The 16895-nt window shown below is 51.2% G+C and carries 17 protein-coding genes; 1 reads left to right on the forward strand and 16 read right to left on the reverse strand.

The features are described from left to right. Positions 1–25: 25 nt before the first annotated feature. Genes epmC through prmB form a run of 5 tightly spaced genes read right to left on the reverse strand, consistent with a single transcriptional unit; the run spans position 26 to position 4263 of the window. Entirely contained in the window at positions 26–574 is a 549-nt protein-coding gene (epmC, locus tag FEM44_RS01810; protein ID WP_135521728.1) for an elongation factor P hydroxylase, read from the reverse strand. Then, positions 574–1383 carry a sulfite exporter TauE/SafE family protein gene (locus tag FEM44_RS01815; RefSeq protein ID WP_000447361.1) on the reverse strand — a complete coding sequence of 270 codons (810 nt, stop codon included), beginning with the start codon at positions 1381–1383 and terminating at the stop codon, positions 574–576. Before FEM44_RS01815 ends, epmC begins: the two co-directional genes overlap by 1 nt. After that, on the reverse strand, positions 1383–2207 hold the full coding sequence (mepA, locus tag FEM44_RS01820; protein ID WP_135521726.1) for a penicillin-insensitive murein endopeptidase: 825 nt from the start codon (positions 2205–2207) through the stop codon (positions 1383–1385). Before mepA ends, FEM44_RS01815 begins: the two co-directional genes overlap by 1 nt. Before the next feature lie 3 nt (positions 2208–2210). After that, positions 2211–3296: a chorismate synthase gene (gene aroC / locus FEM44_RS01825; protein WP_135521724.1), complete on the reverse strand. Its 1086-nt coding sequence runs from the start codon at positions 3294–3296 to the stop codon at positions 2211–2213. Between the two features lie 34 nt (positions 3297–3330). Continuing rightward, positions 3331–4263 carry a 50S ribosomal protein L3 N(5)-glutamine methyltransferase gene (gene prmB, locus FEM44_RS01830; protein ID WP_135521722.1) on the reverse strand — a complete coding sequence of 311 codons (933 nt, stop codon included), beginning with the start codon at positions 4261–4263 and terminating at the stop codon, positions 3331–3333. A gap of 165 nt (positions 4264–4428) precedes the next feature. Between prmB and smrB the strand changes: the two genes are divergently transcribed. Continuing rightward, positions 4429–4980 carry an endonuclease SmrB gene (smrB, locus tag FEM44_RS01835; RefSeq protein ID WP_000730806.1) on the forward strand — a complete coding sequence of 184 codons (552 nt, stop codon included), beginning with the start codon at positions 4429–4431 and terminating at the stop codon, positions 4978–4980. 97 nt (positions 4981–5077) lie between these two features. Here smrB and FEM44_RS01840 read toward each other — a convergent pair whose 3' ends face one another. The 11 genes from FEM44_RS01840 to FEM44_RS01890 form a co-directional block, all read right to left on the reverse strand. Continuing rightward, complete coding sequence (locus tag FEM44_RS01840; RefSeq protein ID WP_135521720.1) at positions 5078–5914, reverse strand: StfH/YfcO family fimbrial adhesin; 837 nt, start codon at positions 5912–5914, stop codon at positions 5078–5080. 1 nt (position 5915) lies between these two features. Beyond that, positions 5916–6455, reverse strand: a complete 540-nt coding sequence (locus FEM44_RS01845) for a fimbrial protein (protein WP_135521718.1) — start codon at positions 6453–6455, stop codon at positions 5916–5918. Then, positions 6452–6940, reverse strand: coding sequence for a fimbrial protein (locus FEM44_RS01850; protein WP_135521716.1), 489 nt, complete (start codon positions 6938–6940; stop codon positions 6452–6454). The genes FEM44_RS01845 and FEM44_RS01850 overlap by 4 nt, the downstream gene beginning before the upstream one ends. Beyond that, entirely contained in the window at positions 6937–7449 is a 513-nt protein-coding gene (locus tag FEM44_RS01855) for a fimbrial protein (RefSeq protein ID WP_135521715.1), read from the reverse strand. Before FEM44_RS01855 ends, FEM44_RS01850 begins: the two co-directional genes overlap by 4 nt. A gap of 15 nt (positions 7450–7464) precedes the next feature. After that, on the reverse strand, positions 7465–8208 hold the full coding sequence (locus tag FEM44_RS01860) for a fimbria/pilus periplasmic chaperone (RefSeq protein ID WP_135521713.1): 744 nt from the start codon (positions 8206–8208) through the stop codon (positions 7465–7467). Positions 8209–8227: 19 nt separating this feature from the next. Next, positions 8228–10864, reverse strand: a complete 2637-nt coding sequence (locus FEM44_RS01865) for a fimbrial biogenesis outer membrane usher protein (protein ID WP_135521711.1) — start codon at positions 10862–10864, stop codon at positions 8228–8230. Positions 10865–10936: 72 nt separating this feature from the next. Further along, positions 10937–11500 carry a fimbrial protein gene (locus FEM44_RS01870; protein ID WP_135521709.1) on the reverse strand — a complete coding sequence of 188 codons (564 nt, stop codon included), beginning with the start codon at positions 11498–11500 and terminating at the stop codon, positions 10937–10939. Between the two features lie 670 nt (positions 11501–12170). Beyond that, positions 12171–12656: a phosphohistidine phosphatase SixA gene (gene sixA / locus FEM44_RS01875; RefSeq protein WP_135521707.1), complete on the reverse strand. Its 486-nt coding sequence runs from the start codon at positions 12654–12656 to the stop codon at positions 12171–12173. Positions 12657–12858: 202 nt separating this feature from the next. Further along, positions 12859–15003: a fatty acid oxidation complex subunit alpha FadJ gene (gene fadJ / locus FEM44_RS01880; protein ID WP_135521705.1), complete on the reverse strand. Its 2145-nt coding sequence runs from the start codon at positions 15001–15003 to the stop codon at positions 12859–12861. Continuing rightward, positions 15003–16313: an acetyl-CoA C-acyltransferase FadI gene (fadI, locus tag FEM44_RS01885; protein WP_135521703.1), complete on the reverse strand. Its 1311-nt coding sequence runs from the start codon at positions 16311–16313 to the stop codon at positions 15003–15005. The genes fadJ and fadI overlap by 1 nt, the downstream gene beginning before the upstream one ends. 179 nt (positions 16314–16492) lie before the next feature. Then, a complete protein-coding gene (locus tag FEM44_RS01890) occupies positions 16493–16777 on the reverse strand; it encodes a YfcZ/YiiS family protein (protein WP_130257444.1) in 285 nt (94 codons plus the stop codon). Positions 16778–16895 lie beyond the last annotated feature (118 nt).

Genomic DNA, 16895 nt, shown 5'->3' on the forward strand with positions numbered 1-16895 from the left:
CTCATTGTAAAACGTGGCGCTGGCTTCAGTTGAGCTCTTCCGGCCACGGGAATTGTTCCGCCGTAAGTTCCGGCGTGTGATAATAATTTTGTAATGCTTTTATTAAGCGTGCCGGGCGTTCCGGAATGCCATTTGTCAGATAATCCATCACCTGCGCATGTACACGCCGTTGAAACACCACGCGATCCGGTTCGAAGTCGCCTTCCAGATTGTCGCAACTGACGTTAAACGGATATCCCGCCGCCACGCAGAACAACCAGTCCAACGCCTGCGGCTTCACTTCAACATCTTCAAACTGACTTTGCGTTTGGGCATCGCGTCCGTCCGGGCAATACCAGTAGCCGAAATCAACCAGTTCACGGCGTGCTTTCCCGGCAATACACCAGTGCGAAATCTCGTGGATGGCGCTGGCGTAAAAGCCATGAGCGAAGACGATTCGGTTATACGGTACTTCCGCATCAGCAGGAAGATAGATCGGTTCGTCGTCGCCTTTAATCAGACGGGTATTAAATTCATCGGCAAAGCAGCCATTAAAAATTTCAATCAACTGCTCGTAGTGGTGTGTACTGTTCATTAGTTCATCCCCAACCAGTGGAGGATCTCCTGTCCGTGGCTATCATAAAGTAATTTGGCACTCATCACCGCCGAGACAATAACGATCATCGGGCGGATCAGCTTTTGTCCTTTGCTCAACACCAGTCTTGAACCCATACGCGCGCCGAGGAACTGCCCCACCAGCATCACGAACCCTGTCGCCCAAATCACTTTGCCGCCGAGAATAAACAGCAGCAAACCGCCGATGTTTGACGTTGCGTTGAGTAATTTGGCGTGAGCCGTGGCTTTGGCAAGGTTGAATCCGCACAGCGTAACGAAAGCCAGTGCGTAAAACGAACCGGCTGCCGGACCAAAGAATCCGTCGTAAAAACCGACGCAACCACCGGCAATTAACGCGAAAGGTAGGCCGTACATCCGGCGCTGGCGATCTTCTTCTCCCAGTTTTGGCATCAGCAAAAAATAGAGGCCGATACAAATCACCAGAATGGGCAAAATCTGCCGCAGGACATCAGCCTGAACATATTGCACCAACAATGCGCCGCTCATTGAACCGACAAAGGTCATGGCGATATTGAGTTTCTGATCGCTTAAGCTGACTACTTTGCGGCGAATAAAATAGATAGTGGCGGAAATAGAGCCACCGCAGGCTTGCAGTTTATTGGTTGCCAGCGCGTTAGCCGGAGACATCCCCGCCGCCATCAATGCCGGAATGGTGAGTAACCCACCGCCACCGGCAATCGAATCGATAAATCCCGCCAGCATGGCGACAAAAAAGAGAACACCCAGCAGTAGCGGGGAGACCATAAACAGGCTATTAAACGTTTCCATTAGATCACGTGCTCATCCAGTAGCGCCTGGCAGGAAGGCGGCAACGGAGGCGGTGTCTTCTTCTCAGGCTTGGTTGTTCCTGGTTTCGGTGGTTCAAACCAGCTTTGCAGTTCTGCCCCGCAACCATCGCCCGGCGGTGGTAAAGGTTGGTCCTCACACTCCAGGCTATCGGCAGGACAACGTAATCGTACATGCATATGCGCACGATGCTGGAACCAGGGTCTCACTTTACGCAACCAGTCGCGATCGGTGCCTGCATCAAGGCAAAGTTGTTGTTTAATCGCCGGATTAACAAAAATGCGGGTGACGTCTTTGTCCTGTGCGGCGAGTTTGATCAGGCTGAAAATTTCCGGCTTCCACAGCGTGGGAACGACACGCTTGCCATCACGGGAAACCAAATCTAATGCCTGCGGGCGCAAGAGTTGCGCGGAGGTCCAGCGTGTTTTCGGCAGTTGCAGGAAGATATCGACATCCAGTCCGGTCTGGTGGCTGGCGTGACCGCCGTTAAAACGCCCACCAGCGGGCATTCCCATATCGCCAATCAGCACCGTACCCATGCCCAGATTGTTCACCTGGCTACTCAGACGCTGGATAAACATCACCAGATCCGGGTGACCGAAATAGCGACGCTGATCGGTACGCATCACCTGATAATGTTCGGACTGTATCGGCAGCGTGTCAGCGCCAACGATACAACCATTAGAAAAACTGCCTATCGATTGTGCGCTACCCGGCACAGGTTGGGTTATTTTTTGCCATGGCGTCGCTGCCAGGCTGGCGCTACTGGCAAGCAGAGCCAGCAGCGCAATCGCGGTTTTGTTCATGTTTTACCAGCGTGGAATATCAGTCTTCACATCGGCATTTTGCGCCCGTTGCCGTAACAAGTGATCCATCAAAACGATCGCCAGCATCGCTTCAGCGATCGGCACCGCACGTATCCCGACACAAGGATCGTGACGGCCTTTGGTGATCATCTCAACTTCTTCGCCAAAGCGGTTGATCGTGCGCCCAGGCACAGTAATGCTGGAGGTCGGTTTCAGCGCCATATGAGCAATGATTTGTTGCCCGCTGCTGATGCCACCAAGAATGCCGCCTGCGTGGTTGCTCTGAAAACCGTCTTTGGTGATTTCGTCGCGGTTCTGGCTACCGCGCAGCGCCACCACGTCAAAACCATCGCCAATTTCCACACCTTTCACCGCGTTGATGCTCATCAGCGCATGGGCGATGTCGGCATCCAGGCGATCAAAGACCGGCTCGCCAAGTCCGGCGGGGACGCCACTGGCAATAACGGTCACTTTCGCACCGATGGAGTCGCCCTCTTTTTTCAGCGCACGCATCAGTTCATCTAAGGCGTCGATTTTGTCCGGGTCCGGGCAGAAGAACGGATTTTGCTCGACCTGCGACCAGTCTTTGATTTCCAGCGGAATGTCGCCCATTTGGGTCAGGCAACCGCGAATCTCAATGCCAAATTTCTCTGCGAGATATTTTTTGGCAATCGCCCCTGCCGCCACGCGCATGGCGGTTTCGCGGGCGGAAGAACGTCCGCCGCCGCGATAATCGCGCAGGCCGTATTTTTGTTCGTAGGTGTAATCGGCATGGCCCGGACGGAAAACATCCTTAATCGCACTGTAATCCTGAGAACGCTGGTCGGTGTTTTCAATCAGCAAGCCAATGCTGGTGCCGGTGGTAACGCCCTCAAAAACGCCGGAGAGAATTTTGACCTGATCCGGCTCACGTCGCTGGGTGGTATAGCGCGATGTCCCAGGGCGACGACGGTCGAGATCGTGTTGCAGATCCGCTTCCGTGAGCGGAATTCCTGGCGGAACACCATCGACGATACAGCCGAGCGCCAGCCCGTGCGATTCGCCGAAGGTGGTTACGCGAAAGAGTTGTCCAATTGTGTTTCCAGCCATCACGGCTCCGTTATTGTTGTGTTTGCGTGTTTACTTAATCTTTATAAATCGCGAAATGTTCTCGTGCGGCAATAAGCTGCTCTTTGGTGAGCATAAACACACCATCACCACCGTTATCAAACTCCAGCCAGGTGAACGGAACATCCGGATATTGTTCCATCAGATGTACCATGCTGTTGCCGACTTCACAAATCAGCACGCCATCATCTGCAAGGTAATCTGCCGCGTTACCGAGGATGCGACGCGTCAGTTTCAGGCCGTCAGAACCAGACGCCAGTCCAAGTTCCGGCTCATGACGATATTCGTTTGGCAGGTCGGACATATCTTCCGCATCGACATACGGCGGGTTAGTGACGATCAGGTCGTACTGCACTTTCGGCAAATCACGGAACAGATCGGAACGAATCGGAATGACGTTGTGGATCAGACCATGTTCTTCGATGTTTTGTTCGGCTACCGCCAGCGCGTCGGGAGAGATATCCACCGCGTCGACTTCCGCTTCCGGGAAGGCATAAGCGCAGGCAATAGCTATGCAGCCACTACCGGTACACATATCCAGAATATGTTGCGGTTGCTTGCTGATAAGTCCGGCAAATTTATTGTTGATCAGTTCACCAATCGGCGAGCGCGGCACCAGCACGCGTTCATCGACGTAAAATTCATGGCCGCAGAACCAGGCTTTGTTGGTCAGGTAGGCTACCGGAATGCGTTCGTTGACGCGACGGATCACGCGCTCAACAATACGGTGTTTTTCGCTGGAGGTCAGGCGGGCGTTGCGCATATCTTCCGGAATATCCAGCGGCAGGTAGAGCGACGGCAATACCAGTTGCACTGCTTCATCCCACGGGTTATCGGTGCCGTGACCGTACCAGATATTTGCCGCGCTGAAGCGGCTAACCGACCAGCGCAACATGTCCTGAATGGTTTGCAGCTCATTTACTGCTTCATCAACGAAAATTTTATCCACGTATTCCTCCAGGGCATGGTCGCATTAATTTCGGCGGCTAGTTTGCCATGAAGATGACGATAAATCAGCATTCACGCGGCGATGACGCAGGAAAATTATGTTTTGACCGATCGATTGCGCTACGAGTCGGGTAAACTGTAGGAAAATTAAAATAGAGATGCATAAATGAAAAAGAAAACAACACTCAGCGAGGAGGATCAGGCACTGTTTCGCCAGTTGATGGCGGGCACTCGCAAAATTAAGCAGGACACGATTGTCCATCGTCCACAGCGTAAAAAAATCAGCGAAGTGCCGGTCAAGCGGTTGATTCAGGAGCAGGCTGATGCCAGCCATTATTTCTCTGATGAGTTTCAGCCGTTATTAAATACTGAAGGTCCGGTGAAATATGTCCGCCCGGATGTGAGCCATTTTGAGGCAAAGAAACTGCGACGCGGTGATTATTCGCCGGAGCTGTTTTTGGATTTACACGGTCTGACGCAGCTTCAGGCCAAACAAGAGTTAGGCGCGTTGATTGCCGCCTGCCGCCGCGAACATGTGTTTTGCGCCTGTGTGATGCATGGGCACGGTAAGCATATTTTGAAGCAACAAACACCGCTATGGCTGGCACAGCATCCGCATGTCATGGCATTTCACCAGGCACCGAAAGAGTACGGCGGCGACGCGGCGTTACTGGTGTTGATTGAAGTGGAAGAGTGGCTGCCGCCGGAGTTGCCCTGAATATTCAGAGGCGAATGGGTTTTACCGTTTCGCCTTAAATACGGAGATCGAATGCCGGATGCGGCGTAAACGCCTTATCCGGCTTATGCACTACTTGCTACAGCATATTCAGTATGTACTGGAACCGGCAGGTGGAATCTATCGGTTGTTCTGCGGTGGTATCAACTCGCAGATTCATATCGTGCAGTTGCCTGTCGGTAATAGGATGTGCCACGGGTGTTACCGTCACGTTTGCATTATCACAACCGGAAAATGAAAAGGACATCTGCTGAGCCACGAAGCGACAATAAGCACCGTCTTCATCGAACTTGCTGCCGTCGCATAGCTTGCCATCTTTCATCAGGAAGGTGGGAAGCGTTTGTTCAATAACCTGCCCGTTAGACTGCAACCGCACCACTTTGTCGTGAACAACACGATCCTGATTCCATGACACATCATAAGGTTCCAGAGGAACCGCACCGCAAACGGAAATCACCGTCTGAGGGCCGAAGTATTCATACCACACAAAACTTATGCGCGATCGGCTGGTAATCTTGGTTGAGACAATCCAGGGACATCCGCCTAATGTACCATCCACAGTAATGGTCAACGGTTCACTATAACATTCGAGCATATTAGATACGTCATGGATACCAGGACAATTTGAAAGATCGGTATCATAGGCTTCGTTAAATACAAGACCTGGTGGTGTTACGCCTGCTGGGCCGCTCCATTCCTGAACGGGAACTGGCCCCGTCTTAGAGACATAGCCAGACTGATAGTATTTGCCATAATAGACGCCAGTCGTTGTCGCCACAGTCAGTTCAACCTGTATTTGCGTGTTCCAACTATAACCACCGTAATAGACCATGACCTTCTTAAATGTTTCCGCCTGTACGGAAGGAAGTAAAAGCAGCGACAAAATGAAACCCAGCAGTAAGCGCATTTTTTTCATCTTAAATATACTCAAAAGTTGCAGTCAGGCTGGCGGTGAAATCACCGATCGTGACATCTCGCCCGCTTTTCGCCTGGATCCAGGCCCTGAAATTAATGTCATTGTTGCCGTCGCTTAGCGTAAATCGCGCGCCAGTCGGGTCGTTAATCGGCACCCGCACACCATCAGTCATTTCCATACCAATCCCCACGCCCTGGGCAATTGATGTGTTATCCAGCGCCAGAAAACCCGGCTGTTCGCTGTCTTCCGTGCCCGTGAGGGTCACTTTCACTGCGTATCCCGTCGGCCCCTTACAATCTTTTAATCTGAAAACCACCGGGACACGGCCAGATTCTCCTGCCACCATGAGATCCTGGCGGCTGACGGTAGGAAAATGGACTTCTGCCAGATTCGCCCCGTCAACCACCAGCGTGCAGGAACGGCTTAACAGGTTGCCGTAAAAGTGCAGGTTGTTATCCACCGCCAGTGCGCCTGGGCTACCTGTCAGCAGCAACCCAGCCAGCAGCGCGTAGCCGGGTGAATGTGTACTTACTGTCTTCATTGATAATCCACCCGTAATGTGGCGTAAGCAGAAAACGTGGTGTCGCTCAATACCGCATCACTCGCTTTCACCGGTACAGCCTCCAGCTTCGGCTTTTGCGTAAAATCAGTGGCGTTAATTGTGAGCGGCGTATTCAGCTGAAAACGCTGACCATCGTGCTGAAGTTCAATCCCGAAGCCGGGAACGTCAGTTTCGATTGCCGAGTCGTTGTACGCGGTTTGCGTGCCGGTCCAGGTGAGGGTCATCTCCCAACCGGGATCGCGTTTTTCAGAGTCGCAGCTCAGGTCGTATTGCACTTCCTTGCGACCATAATCACCATTGATGCTGTCGATAATGAGATCGCGAAATTCCACTTCAATAGTCTGCCCACCGCTGATGATGCAGGCAGGCGGTGCCACCAGCGTGCCGTGGAAGGTGATGTCATCTTCAGCCGCCAACGCAATGCCACCGCAAGCGCAGAGTAAAAGAATCGAGAGTTTTTTCATTGGTAATCCACCACCATCGTCATGCTGGCGTTAAATTCCGCAGGCGTAAGCTGCACCCCGCTCTGTTTTACCGGCACGGCTTTCAATACTGGCTGCCTGTTAATATTGAAATCGGTCCAGTTGTTTTCGCCTACCGTAAACAGAGAGTTATCAGCACCGTTTTCAATGCGGATACCGAGACCTGGAATTTCCGTAGCCATGACCGTTTCCCCGTTAATGACGGTGGTGGTGCCTTTAAGCTGCATACGTAAGTCATCGACGCCGGACGTTTTGTTGCCGCAGTTCAATGTATAGAGCGCGTCAGCGGTGCGGTAATTAGTGCCATTAATGTCTTTAATGTGCACATCACCAAACTCAACATTGCTCCCCTTCACGGAACAAGGCGGCGGCGCATCCACCAGAATGCGCAACGTTAATTGCACTTGCTTGATGTCCCCTGCAACAGCATTGCCCATCAGCCAGGCGTTCAGCAGAAAGATACCCGCTCCCAACAGAAACGTATGTTTCATAAAACTCTCCTGGCATCAGCCTTTACGGCTCTGCTCTGCATCTACCTGGCAACTATTACCATTGCACTTGAAGATCAGCGGCAATCGGGCACCATAGTCGTTGACGTAAGTCAGCACCGGCACACTGTCCATCTTCACATTCAGCGGCGCAGACGTTTTCGGCGACATCACCAACGGCGTAAACCCGGCCGACGGATTGCCATTTTTCTGGGTACTGGCGTTGCTGATAATCACGTAATACGGCGTTGGGTTATTGACGGTGAAGGCCTGCCCATTGCGGGTTAAGGTCACCTTGTGCTGCCACGGATCTCTCATATTGATTTCGGCTAGCGCCTTCGGTCGCCAGAACAGTTTGATGCGCGTTTGCAGCGCAATTTGCAGGGTGTTGGGTTTGTTCGACTTTGGCGGTATCTCACGCACGTTAAAGTAGAACATGCTCTCACGGTCAGCGGGCAATTTGTTGATATCCGGCATTCCCTGGACTTTTACCTGACCGTTCATCATCGCATCAATACGCTGTACTGGTGGCAGTACCGTCAAAGGTGAGCTGATTTTGTTGCCCTTTTCGTCTTCTATCCAGCTTTGCGCCAGGTACGGCAGCTTAGGGTCATTGTTGCGCAAAGTGACGCTGATGGATTTGTCGCTTTCGTTGAAAATCAAGCGAGTGCGGTCGGGCGTCACCGACGCGTGAGCGGCAAAACTGGCGGCGATCGCCAGCGCCGGAACAACCATTTTTGCTGTATTAGTCAGAGTAAACATGGATCATTCCTTAATCACATTATTGGTTTATTGAAATTGAGGTTGGCGCTGCGGTGGGTGTCACCTGCTGCGTCTGTTCCTGAATCATCGGTTTGATTTCCGCCGGAGTGGCGGGCACCGCTGCACTTTTTTGCTGGCAGGGCAGTAACAGGCCGTTGAACAAATCGGCAGGCAGCGGGTCCGGTAGCGAGATCTCACAGTGAGGCACCCCATTCCACGAAACGCGCATACGTTCGCCAGCTTTTACGCCTGCAAGGTAAACATTGCCGTCGTCATCAACCAGACCGACCTGTTGGTCATGTTCGTTTTTCACTTCTGCACCAAATGGCGGATAACTGCCATCGCTCAGGCGCAGCACAGCCATCGCCTTTTGCCCACTGATAACGGCAAATTTACGATAGCCAATCGCCCCTTCGGTCAGCGTCGCCTGTACCACTGACTGAGTGGCTTCGGCGTCTTCGGGCAGTTTAGTCAGGTCGATGTAGGCCTGGTTGCGGTAGTAGTTATTGACGTCCGCAACGACTGCTTTACCGAACATGTTGGTGTAAACCGCCGATCCATTACCTTCAACCGGCACGTCCGGGACACCATCCGCGTCAATCAGCAGGCGTGTGCCGCCCATGTTTTGTATGCGGTGCAGAGCGCCGCCGTGCGCGGTCAGCGTGGCTCCGCCTTGCAGCGACAACCCGGCAGAGGTGTATTGCCCTTCATGGTAGTTAGCGCTAAGGTCCACGCGCGCCATTGAACCGTCATGGCTGTAATAGCCATCGACACTGGAGTGATTTTCGCTGGTGCCAACGTTTATCTGATAATGACTGGCATCATCAACACGGCTGAAATACCCCACCTGACTACTGTCTGAACCACTGCCGTAGTTGCCGTTGTAACTCACGGTGCTGTTGTCGCCCCACGGCATACTTAATGAGATATAGACGCCTTTATCGGCACTGTTGTCATACTCGTAGCGATAACCGGTCAGGGAGATACTCATGTTACGAATGCTGCCCATATTGAAATAGTGGGAGAGCATTACGTTGTAGTTGGTCTGTTCCTCGCGATCCCAGTAGGTATGGCGCGTATAGTTCAGATAAATAGAAACCCCGATATCTCTGAAGTTCTGGTTATAAGTAGCGGTGTACATCTCTTTATCGTTGCCAGAACGCACCATATCGCTGTCACTGGCGTCCAGATACTCGCTCATGGTCATAAAGTTCTCTTCCGAGAAGCGGTATCCGGCGAAGGTGACGCGGCTGTTTAACTCATCAAAATCTTTAGAGTAACTGACACGGAAAGAGTTACCGTCGAGTGTGCTTTTTCCATAAGCGGTCGAATCGTCAAGCCGGGTATGTGAGTGGGTGATATCAAACGCCATCGCCCCGAGAACAGAGAGGTCGCGTCCAACACCAAGCGCAGCAGACTGATAATTTTCATCACCCAGCGCCCCGCCGTACAGCGACCAGCCGTTGGCGATCCCCCAGGAGGCTTCGCCACCGGAGAAGAATCCGCCTTGCACATGGTGTCCCCACTCCTGCGGACGCCCCATCATCACTTTGTAACGCACCTGGCCGGGGCGCGTCAGGAACGGCATGGAGGCGGTGCTGATGTCATATTCCTGCACCTGCCCGTTCAGTTCTTCAATGCGTACGTGCAGTGTACCGGAGGTAAATTCGCCAAGATCCTGAATACGGAATGGTCCGGCAGGCACCTGTGTTTCATAGATAACATGCCCTGCCTGGCTGACGGTGACTTTCGCTGCCGTATGCGCCACGCCGGAAATATCCGGGGCATAGCCGCGCAGGTTCGGCGGCAACATTTGATCGTCGGTGCTGATGCTACCGCCAATATAGTTAAAGCCATCGAAAATATCGGAGTCGAGGTAGTCTTCGCCCAACGACAGTTTGGCTTTCAGGCTCGGTAACGCGCGCCATGCGTAGTAACGACTCCAGTCCCAGTTTTTCTCAGTGCTGTTGTCAGTTTCTTCATCGTTACTGCGGGTATGCTGATAATCGCTCTGCCAGTCGGCTCGCAGGCGCCACGGCCCGAGGTTAACCCCAACCGTACCGTTGCCGCTGATGTCGTTGCTGTCATCACCGCCATTCTCTTCGTGTCGGGTTTGAGCGTTGATGCTGTAATCGGCAACTAAACCGGAAATGCCATCATCCCAGCGCGAAGGCGGGTCCCAGTCTACATCGCTATATTCAAGATAAGCCTGCGGCAGGGTGATTAATAATGCGGACTGGCTTAAATCAGCACGAATTTCCAGACCTTCAAGTTGGCCTGGTTTAAGACACTGACCGTCGTGAGCCCATTGCAGATTTTGCGCAATGTCTTCTTTAAAACCGAGTTGCGCCATCAGTTCTGGCGGCAGGCAGGCATAAGTTTTATTTTTATCGTTTTCTGACGCATACCAGTAAATATCATATTCATCGGGTAACGGTTGTTTATTTACCTGAACCTGTAAATTATATTTTCCCGGTTCAACATACCCCTGGCTGGCAAAACGCTTCAGATCGATCTTTGTATCGCCTTTTAATTCCAGAAAACGGGAATCAAACTGAATATCTTCCTCAGCCCAGGCATTGATATGGCATCCAGATATTGCCACTGCAACGCACCAGGGAAGCGCCCGTAAGCGGAAAAGGGAATGGTCAGGCATACACGTATTCATCCGTGATTATGTAAAACGCTAAAAACCCTCATAGCATTACTGCTATGAGGGGGAAATACCTTAGAGATAGGTAATCTGGAAGGTGGTATTGGCTTCAAAACCACCCAGATCAGGTGCATCTGCAGCACCGACCAACCAAGCTTTAAAGTTTAAAGTTTGCTTCGCTTTGCCTTTGGTTGTTGCTGAATCTTTTACGATCTGCTGGTCGATGCCTACGCCACTTTTGTATGAGGTTCCTTGTTTATCGCCAATCGCCAGGCTCACGTTATTAAACGCAGCACCGGTATCGGTATTGAAAATAGTGTAGTAATTACCGCTATTCGCTGCGGAAACCGTACCAGTGAAAGTTGTGGTCATGGTAGTTTGAGTATCAAACACGCAATCTTGCAGATGGATCTGGAAATCTTTCGGTGTGGTAGTCCCGTTGTTTTTCAGTTTTTCCGCACCGATATTACCCATATCCACTTCCAGTTTGTGATCGTCTGGAACGATAGAGCAAACGGAATCTTCAATGGTGCCGTAAAAACGTGCAGTACCGTTGTTACCTTCTGCGAAAGAAGATGTTGAAGTGAACGCACCCATTACCATTGCCGCTGCAATAGCAGTTTTTACAAACTTACTCATTATTTGTCCTTAAACCATAAATAATTAGAATATAAACTAACTGAAATATTGACGATGAAGTCCCTCAATCTTTCTTCAGTAGCTTTTAACCAACCATTGAATAGGATTCCTGATCCATAAAATACGGGTTGCACGAGATGATATTCTTTGGCGTGGCGGCAATGATGATATTTTAATGAGATTGATTCAATTTAAATTTACTAACAACACCATGTAGAATTTTTTAAACAATTGACAAGGCAAATAATGTTTTGAGATTTCCCTCAAAGAATAGCATATTTTTTCATCACTATGATAAAAAACACTTTAACTCATGAATAAGCGAGAACACAAAACAATCAAAAACAAATATGGCAATTGTGATTTTAATTTTCCGAGGATATAATATTAATCACTCTGAATTAATATTATATCAAGACCCCAAAATACCCAATCCATAATTTCATCTATTGTTTTTTAACACATCTTTGCGAAAGATAATAACCTATGAAAAAAAGCAACAATTATTTCTATATGTAACTTTATGCAAATAAAAAACGATTCAGCGATAAAGAGAAACAATTTGTTGTTCATGGAAGGTCTATTAAACGCATTTTAATAGCAATGATTTCAATATAGTACACAAAACTAAGGCCCGACAGCTTACGCCAGCGGGCCTTACACGTTCATATCAAATTGCTTTTGCCATCTTCAGATTACACGGGCTCATTTGCCAGTTAAATTCGCCTTTTCCGCTTTCATCAAGCGTTACGCTGGCAATGGCTGAAGTGGTAAACATAGGCGGCGTTTCGCCCGGACATAATTCGGCAACCAGATAACCGACTAAGGGTAAGTGAGAGATAACCAGTACCGACCCGACTCCCTCGTTGGCCAATGCCTGAAGATAAGCACTAACCAGACCGACATCGCCGCAGGGCGTCAATTCTGGCAGAACTTCGACACTGGAGGGCAGATCCATACAAGCACCTACGACATCCAGAGTTTGCTCGGCTCGCAGGAACGGGCTCACCAGAACACGTTCGACTTCCACTTTTTGACCTTTCAGCCAGTTCGCCATCAGGCGAGATTCGTCACAACCGTTAGTGGTCAGAGGACGAACCGAATCACTGGCGGCATCGAGGGCTGCGTCGCCGTGACGCATGATAAAAACTTGCATATTGCACCGCTTTTGTTAACCAGATTCGCCCGCCTTTTTTCATCTGAAACCAGAGAAACAAGGCGGTGGCCGGCATTGTGCCTTATCCATTCACCGAATGAAACGCTGTTTTTTACCTCAATGGCGTAAGTATAGTCAATATCTGTTTACATTTTGACCAACACTCCGCCATTCAGCGCGGATTCATATAGCTTTGACCTTCTTATTGCAGGTCAGTTGCAGTTGTTTTCCAAAAACTTTCCCCCTGCTCGCTCATCTCGACTAAACGCTCGCAAGGGGTAAAACGAGAACCATACTGTGTGGTCAGTCGCTGCATTATTGCAACCACTTCCCCCGCGCCGAGAGCATCGATATAGCGGAATGGCCCACCAAGAAACGGCGGAAAACCAATACCAAATACCGCGCCAATATCTCCGTCACGCACACTTCGAATAACCTGCTCGTCCAGACAACGTACTGCTTCATTCAGCATCAACATCACGCACCGTTCAGCAATCTGCGGTGCGGACAATCTCCCCTGCCCTTGCGCGCCAATCAGCGGGTAAATAGCGGGATCGACCTGTTTTTTGCTTTTACGCCCTTTCTGACCATAAAGATAGAAACCCCGGCCATTTTTTCTGCCTTTGCGATCGTCGTTCAAAATTGAAGAAACAACATTTGCAGGCGCGCTAAAACGTTCTCCATAAGCTGCTTCCAGTACAGGAATAATTTTAGTCCCGGTGTCGATTCCTACCTCATCCAAAAGTTGGATTGGCCCTACCGGAAAACCAAATTTCACCAGCGCGGCATCAATGTGCTCTACCCGCTCGCCTTCGGTCAACATGCGGATAGCTTCATTGATGTAAGGCGCTAAGATGCGATTGACGTAAAATCCGGCTTTGTCACGCACGACAATTGGCGTTTTACCCTGTTTTTTTGCCAGTTTTACCGTGGTGGCGATAGTTTGCGCCGATGTTCCTGCATGAGGAATGATCTCCACCAGCGGCATTTTTTCTACCGGACTGAAGAAATGCAGACCGATAACTTGCTCTGGTCGCGTGGCGTGGGCGGCAATATCGCCAATCGGTAAAGATGAGGTATTAGAAGCAAAAATGGTATGAGCGGCGCAGTTTTGCTCAACTTCTGCCACCATCTTTTGTTTTAATTCGAGATTTTCAAATACTGCTTCAATAATCAGATCGCGATGAGCAAAGCCGCGATAATCCGTCGCCCCCGAAATCAGCGCCAGCTGTTTGTCGCGTTCACTGGCTTTGAGATGTCGGCGGCGCACTTTACTCTCCAGCTGATCCCAACTGTATTTCAGCGCATGATTAATCCCCTGAGCGTTGATATCTTTAATTCGTACCGGCAGACCCGCTTTACAGGCAGTGACGTAAGCAATACCGCCGCCCATCAAGCCGCCGCCTAAAATCCCCACGCTGTTTAATGGCGCAGGAGCAGCATCACTGCCGGGATCTTTCTTCACTTCCGTACTGGCAAAAAAGATATTACGCAGAGCCTGCGATTGTGACGTCATCGCCAGTTCGCCAAACGCCCGTGCTTCAGCGTCATAGCCGCTACTGGTGCCCTGCGCTAACCCTGTTTCGATAACCTCAAGAATACGTTTTGTCGCCGGGTAGTTGCCCTGGGTTTTCTGTTCTGTTTTTTTGCTTACCATTTTGAATAACAGCGCACGACCTAATGGCCCCGCCATCACACGTTCACGAACCGGGAGAGTCCGCGACACCGGACGCTCCTGCTTCGCCAGCTCTACAGCGGCTTCCAGTAAAATGGAGTGCGGAACGACATCATCCACCAGCCCCAGCTTTAACGCCTGCTTTGCCCGGAGTTGTTTACCGGTGAGGATCATCTCTAATGCTGTGCTGACGCCGATCAGGCGCGGTAAACGCTGGGTGCCGCCTGAACCGGGTAACAATCCAAGTTGTACTTCCGGCAAGCCGAGCACCGTTTTAGGATCGTCAGAGCAGACGCGACCGTGGCACGCTAATGCCAGCTCCAGCCCGCCGCCCAGGCAAGCGCCGTGAATGGCGGCAATAACCGGAACGGGCAAGGCATGAATTTCCGCCATCAACTGTTGCCCCTGCCGCGCCAGGGCTTCCGCTTCTTGCGCCGTTTTGCAGTTGCCGATCATGTTGATGTCCGCACCGGCAATAAAGTTGTCCGGTTTCGCGGAGATAAACACCACGCCGCGCAGATCTTTATTTTCGCGGAGTTGCTTAATAATGGCGCGCACCTGCGAGGCAAACTCCGCCTTCAGGGTGTTCATTTTCTCGCCAGGAACATCAATGGTGATGACGGCAATGTTGTCCAGACGCATATTGAGGGTAAATGCTGATGCCATTTCCATTATTCCGCCTCCAGAACCATTGCTGCGCCAAGCCCACCGGCAGCACAGGCAGTCACTAAACCAAATCCACCGCCACGACGGCGAAGTTCATGCAATGTCTGGGTTATCATTCGCACGCCGGTCGCTGCGAAGGGATGCCCATAAGCAATCGAACCGCCAAGTACGTTAAATTTGCTATCATCCACTTCACCGGTGGCATGAGCACGCCCCAGCACGTCGCGGGCAAAACGTTCACTGCCGAGCAACTGAATATTCGCCAACGTCTGGGCGGCAAAGGCTTCGTGCATATCAATCAATGTCAGATCGCTCATCGTCAAACCGGCACGTTCCAGCGCCAGCGGCGTTGACCAGGCTGGACCAAGCAACATGTCCTGCCAGACATCTATCGCGGTAAATGCATAACTGCGCAGATATCCCAGCGGCACCAGCCCTAATTCTTTCGCCCGCGATTCGGTCATCAGGATCACCGCCGCAGCGCCATCGGTCAGCGGCGTGCTGTTTGCCGCCGTTACCGTTCCGTGTTTGCGATCAAACGCCGGACGCAGCTTTGCGTAATCGGCAAGCGTGGAATTACCGCGAATATTATTATCTTCCGCGAACGGTTGTTTATAAGGAGGGATAAAGGCGGTCATCACTTCTTCTTTGAGTTTACCTTCCGACCACGCCTGAGCGGCTCGCTGATGCGAACGGTGCGCTAATGCATCTTGTTGTTCGCGGGTGATGCCATAGGTTTTCGCCATTTGTTCGGCGGTGTCGCCCATCCGTAATCCGGTGGAATACTCCGCTACCGCAGGCGGTACGGGCATTAAGTCACGCAAACGCAGGCGAGAAAAGAGTTTCAGCCGTTGGCTCATCGTGCGGGCTTTGTTGACATCAACCAGCACGCGCGCCAGCTTTTTACTAACGCCAATCGGCAATACCGACGAGGAATCTGCCCCACCGGCAATCCCCGCACGAATAGTTCCCGCCATCAGGCTTTCGGCGACGTTTGCAACAGCCTGGAAACTGGTGGCACAGGCACGACTGACGCTGTAAGCATCGGTATGGACTTTCATTCCGGTGCCAAGAACAATTTCACGCGCAATGTTGGGGGCTTCCGGCATTTGCACAACCTGACCAAATACCAGTTGTTCAATCACTTCGGCGGGGATCTCGCTACGAGCAAGCAGTTCTCCGACAACCATCTTCCCCAAATCAACTGCGGGAATGCCATGAAAAGCCGTCGCCTGGCGAGCAAAAGGCGTGCGTAATCCGCTAACGATGGCGATACGATCGCCCTGGCGGGTAACCAGCGGTAAAACCTGACCCATAACACTCCCCTGTAAAAAAATATATAAAGTGGTCTGACCTGATCATAGTCTTAACCATTTTTTTACATTTAGCCAAGTGGAGAAAAGGGAAAGTGGGAGCTATGACACAGTGAAGACAGGAGAAAGAAAAGAAAACGCCCCTGCCTGTTGCTGGCAGGGGCGTACGTACCCGAGAGGAATTAACGCAGACCCAGCTGGAAGATCAGCATTTCAGCTTCGCAGGCAAAAGTGAAATCGATATCCAGGCGAACACCGTCAGACTCTTCAGTGAAAGTCGGGGTGATTTTGCAAGGTTCGGATTCCACGCCACGGGCTTTTTCAGTCAGCGCCGCCAGCGTTTGTTCTGCTTCTGCGCGGTTTGCAAACACGCGGCTGTAAGACGCGGTGCAATCGGAGTTGTCCATAATGGTGCCAACATCCATACAGCAGCAAACCGGGGTTTCATCAGCACTACATTTACTCATCGTTGATTTCCTCTGTATGTGCACCCAAGGTGCCAGATAAACGTTGCGGATATTTTACGCTTCCGGAAAGTACTGCTCCAGTTGTTAATTCTGCAAAATCGGATAAGTGACCGAAATC

Origin of the sequence: Escherichia sp. E4742, assembly GCF_005843885.1 — a bacterium.
GTDB lineage: Bacteria > Pseudomonadota > Gammaproteobacteria > Enterobacterales > Enterobacteriaceae > Escherichia.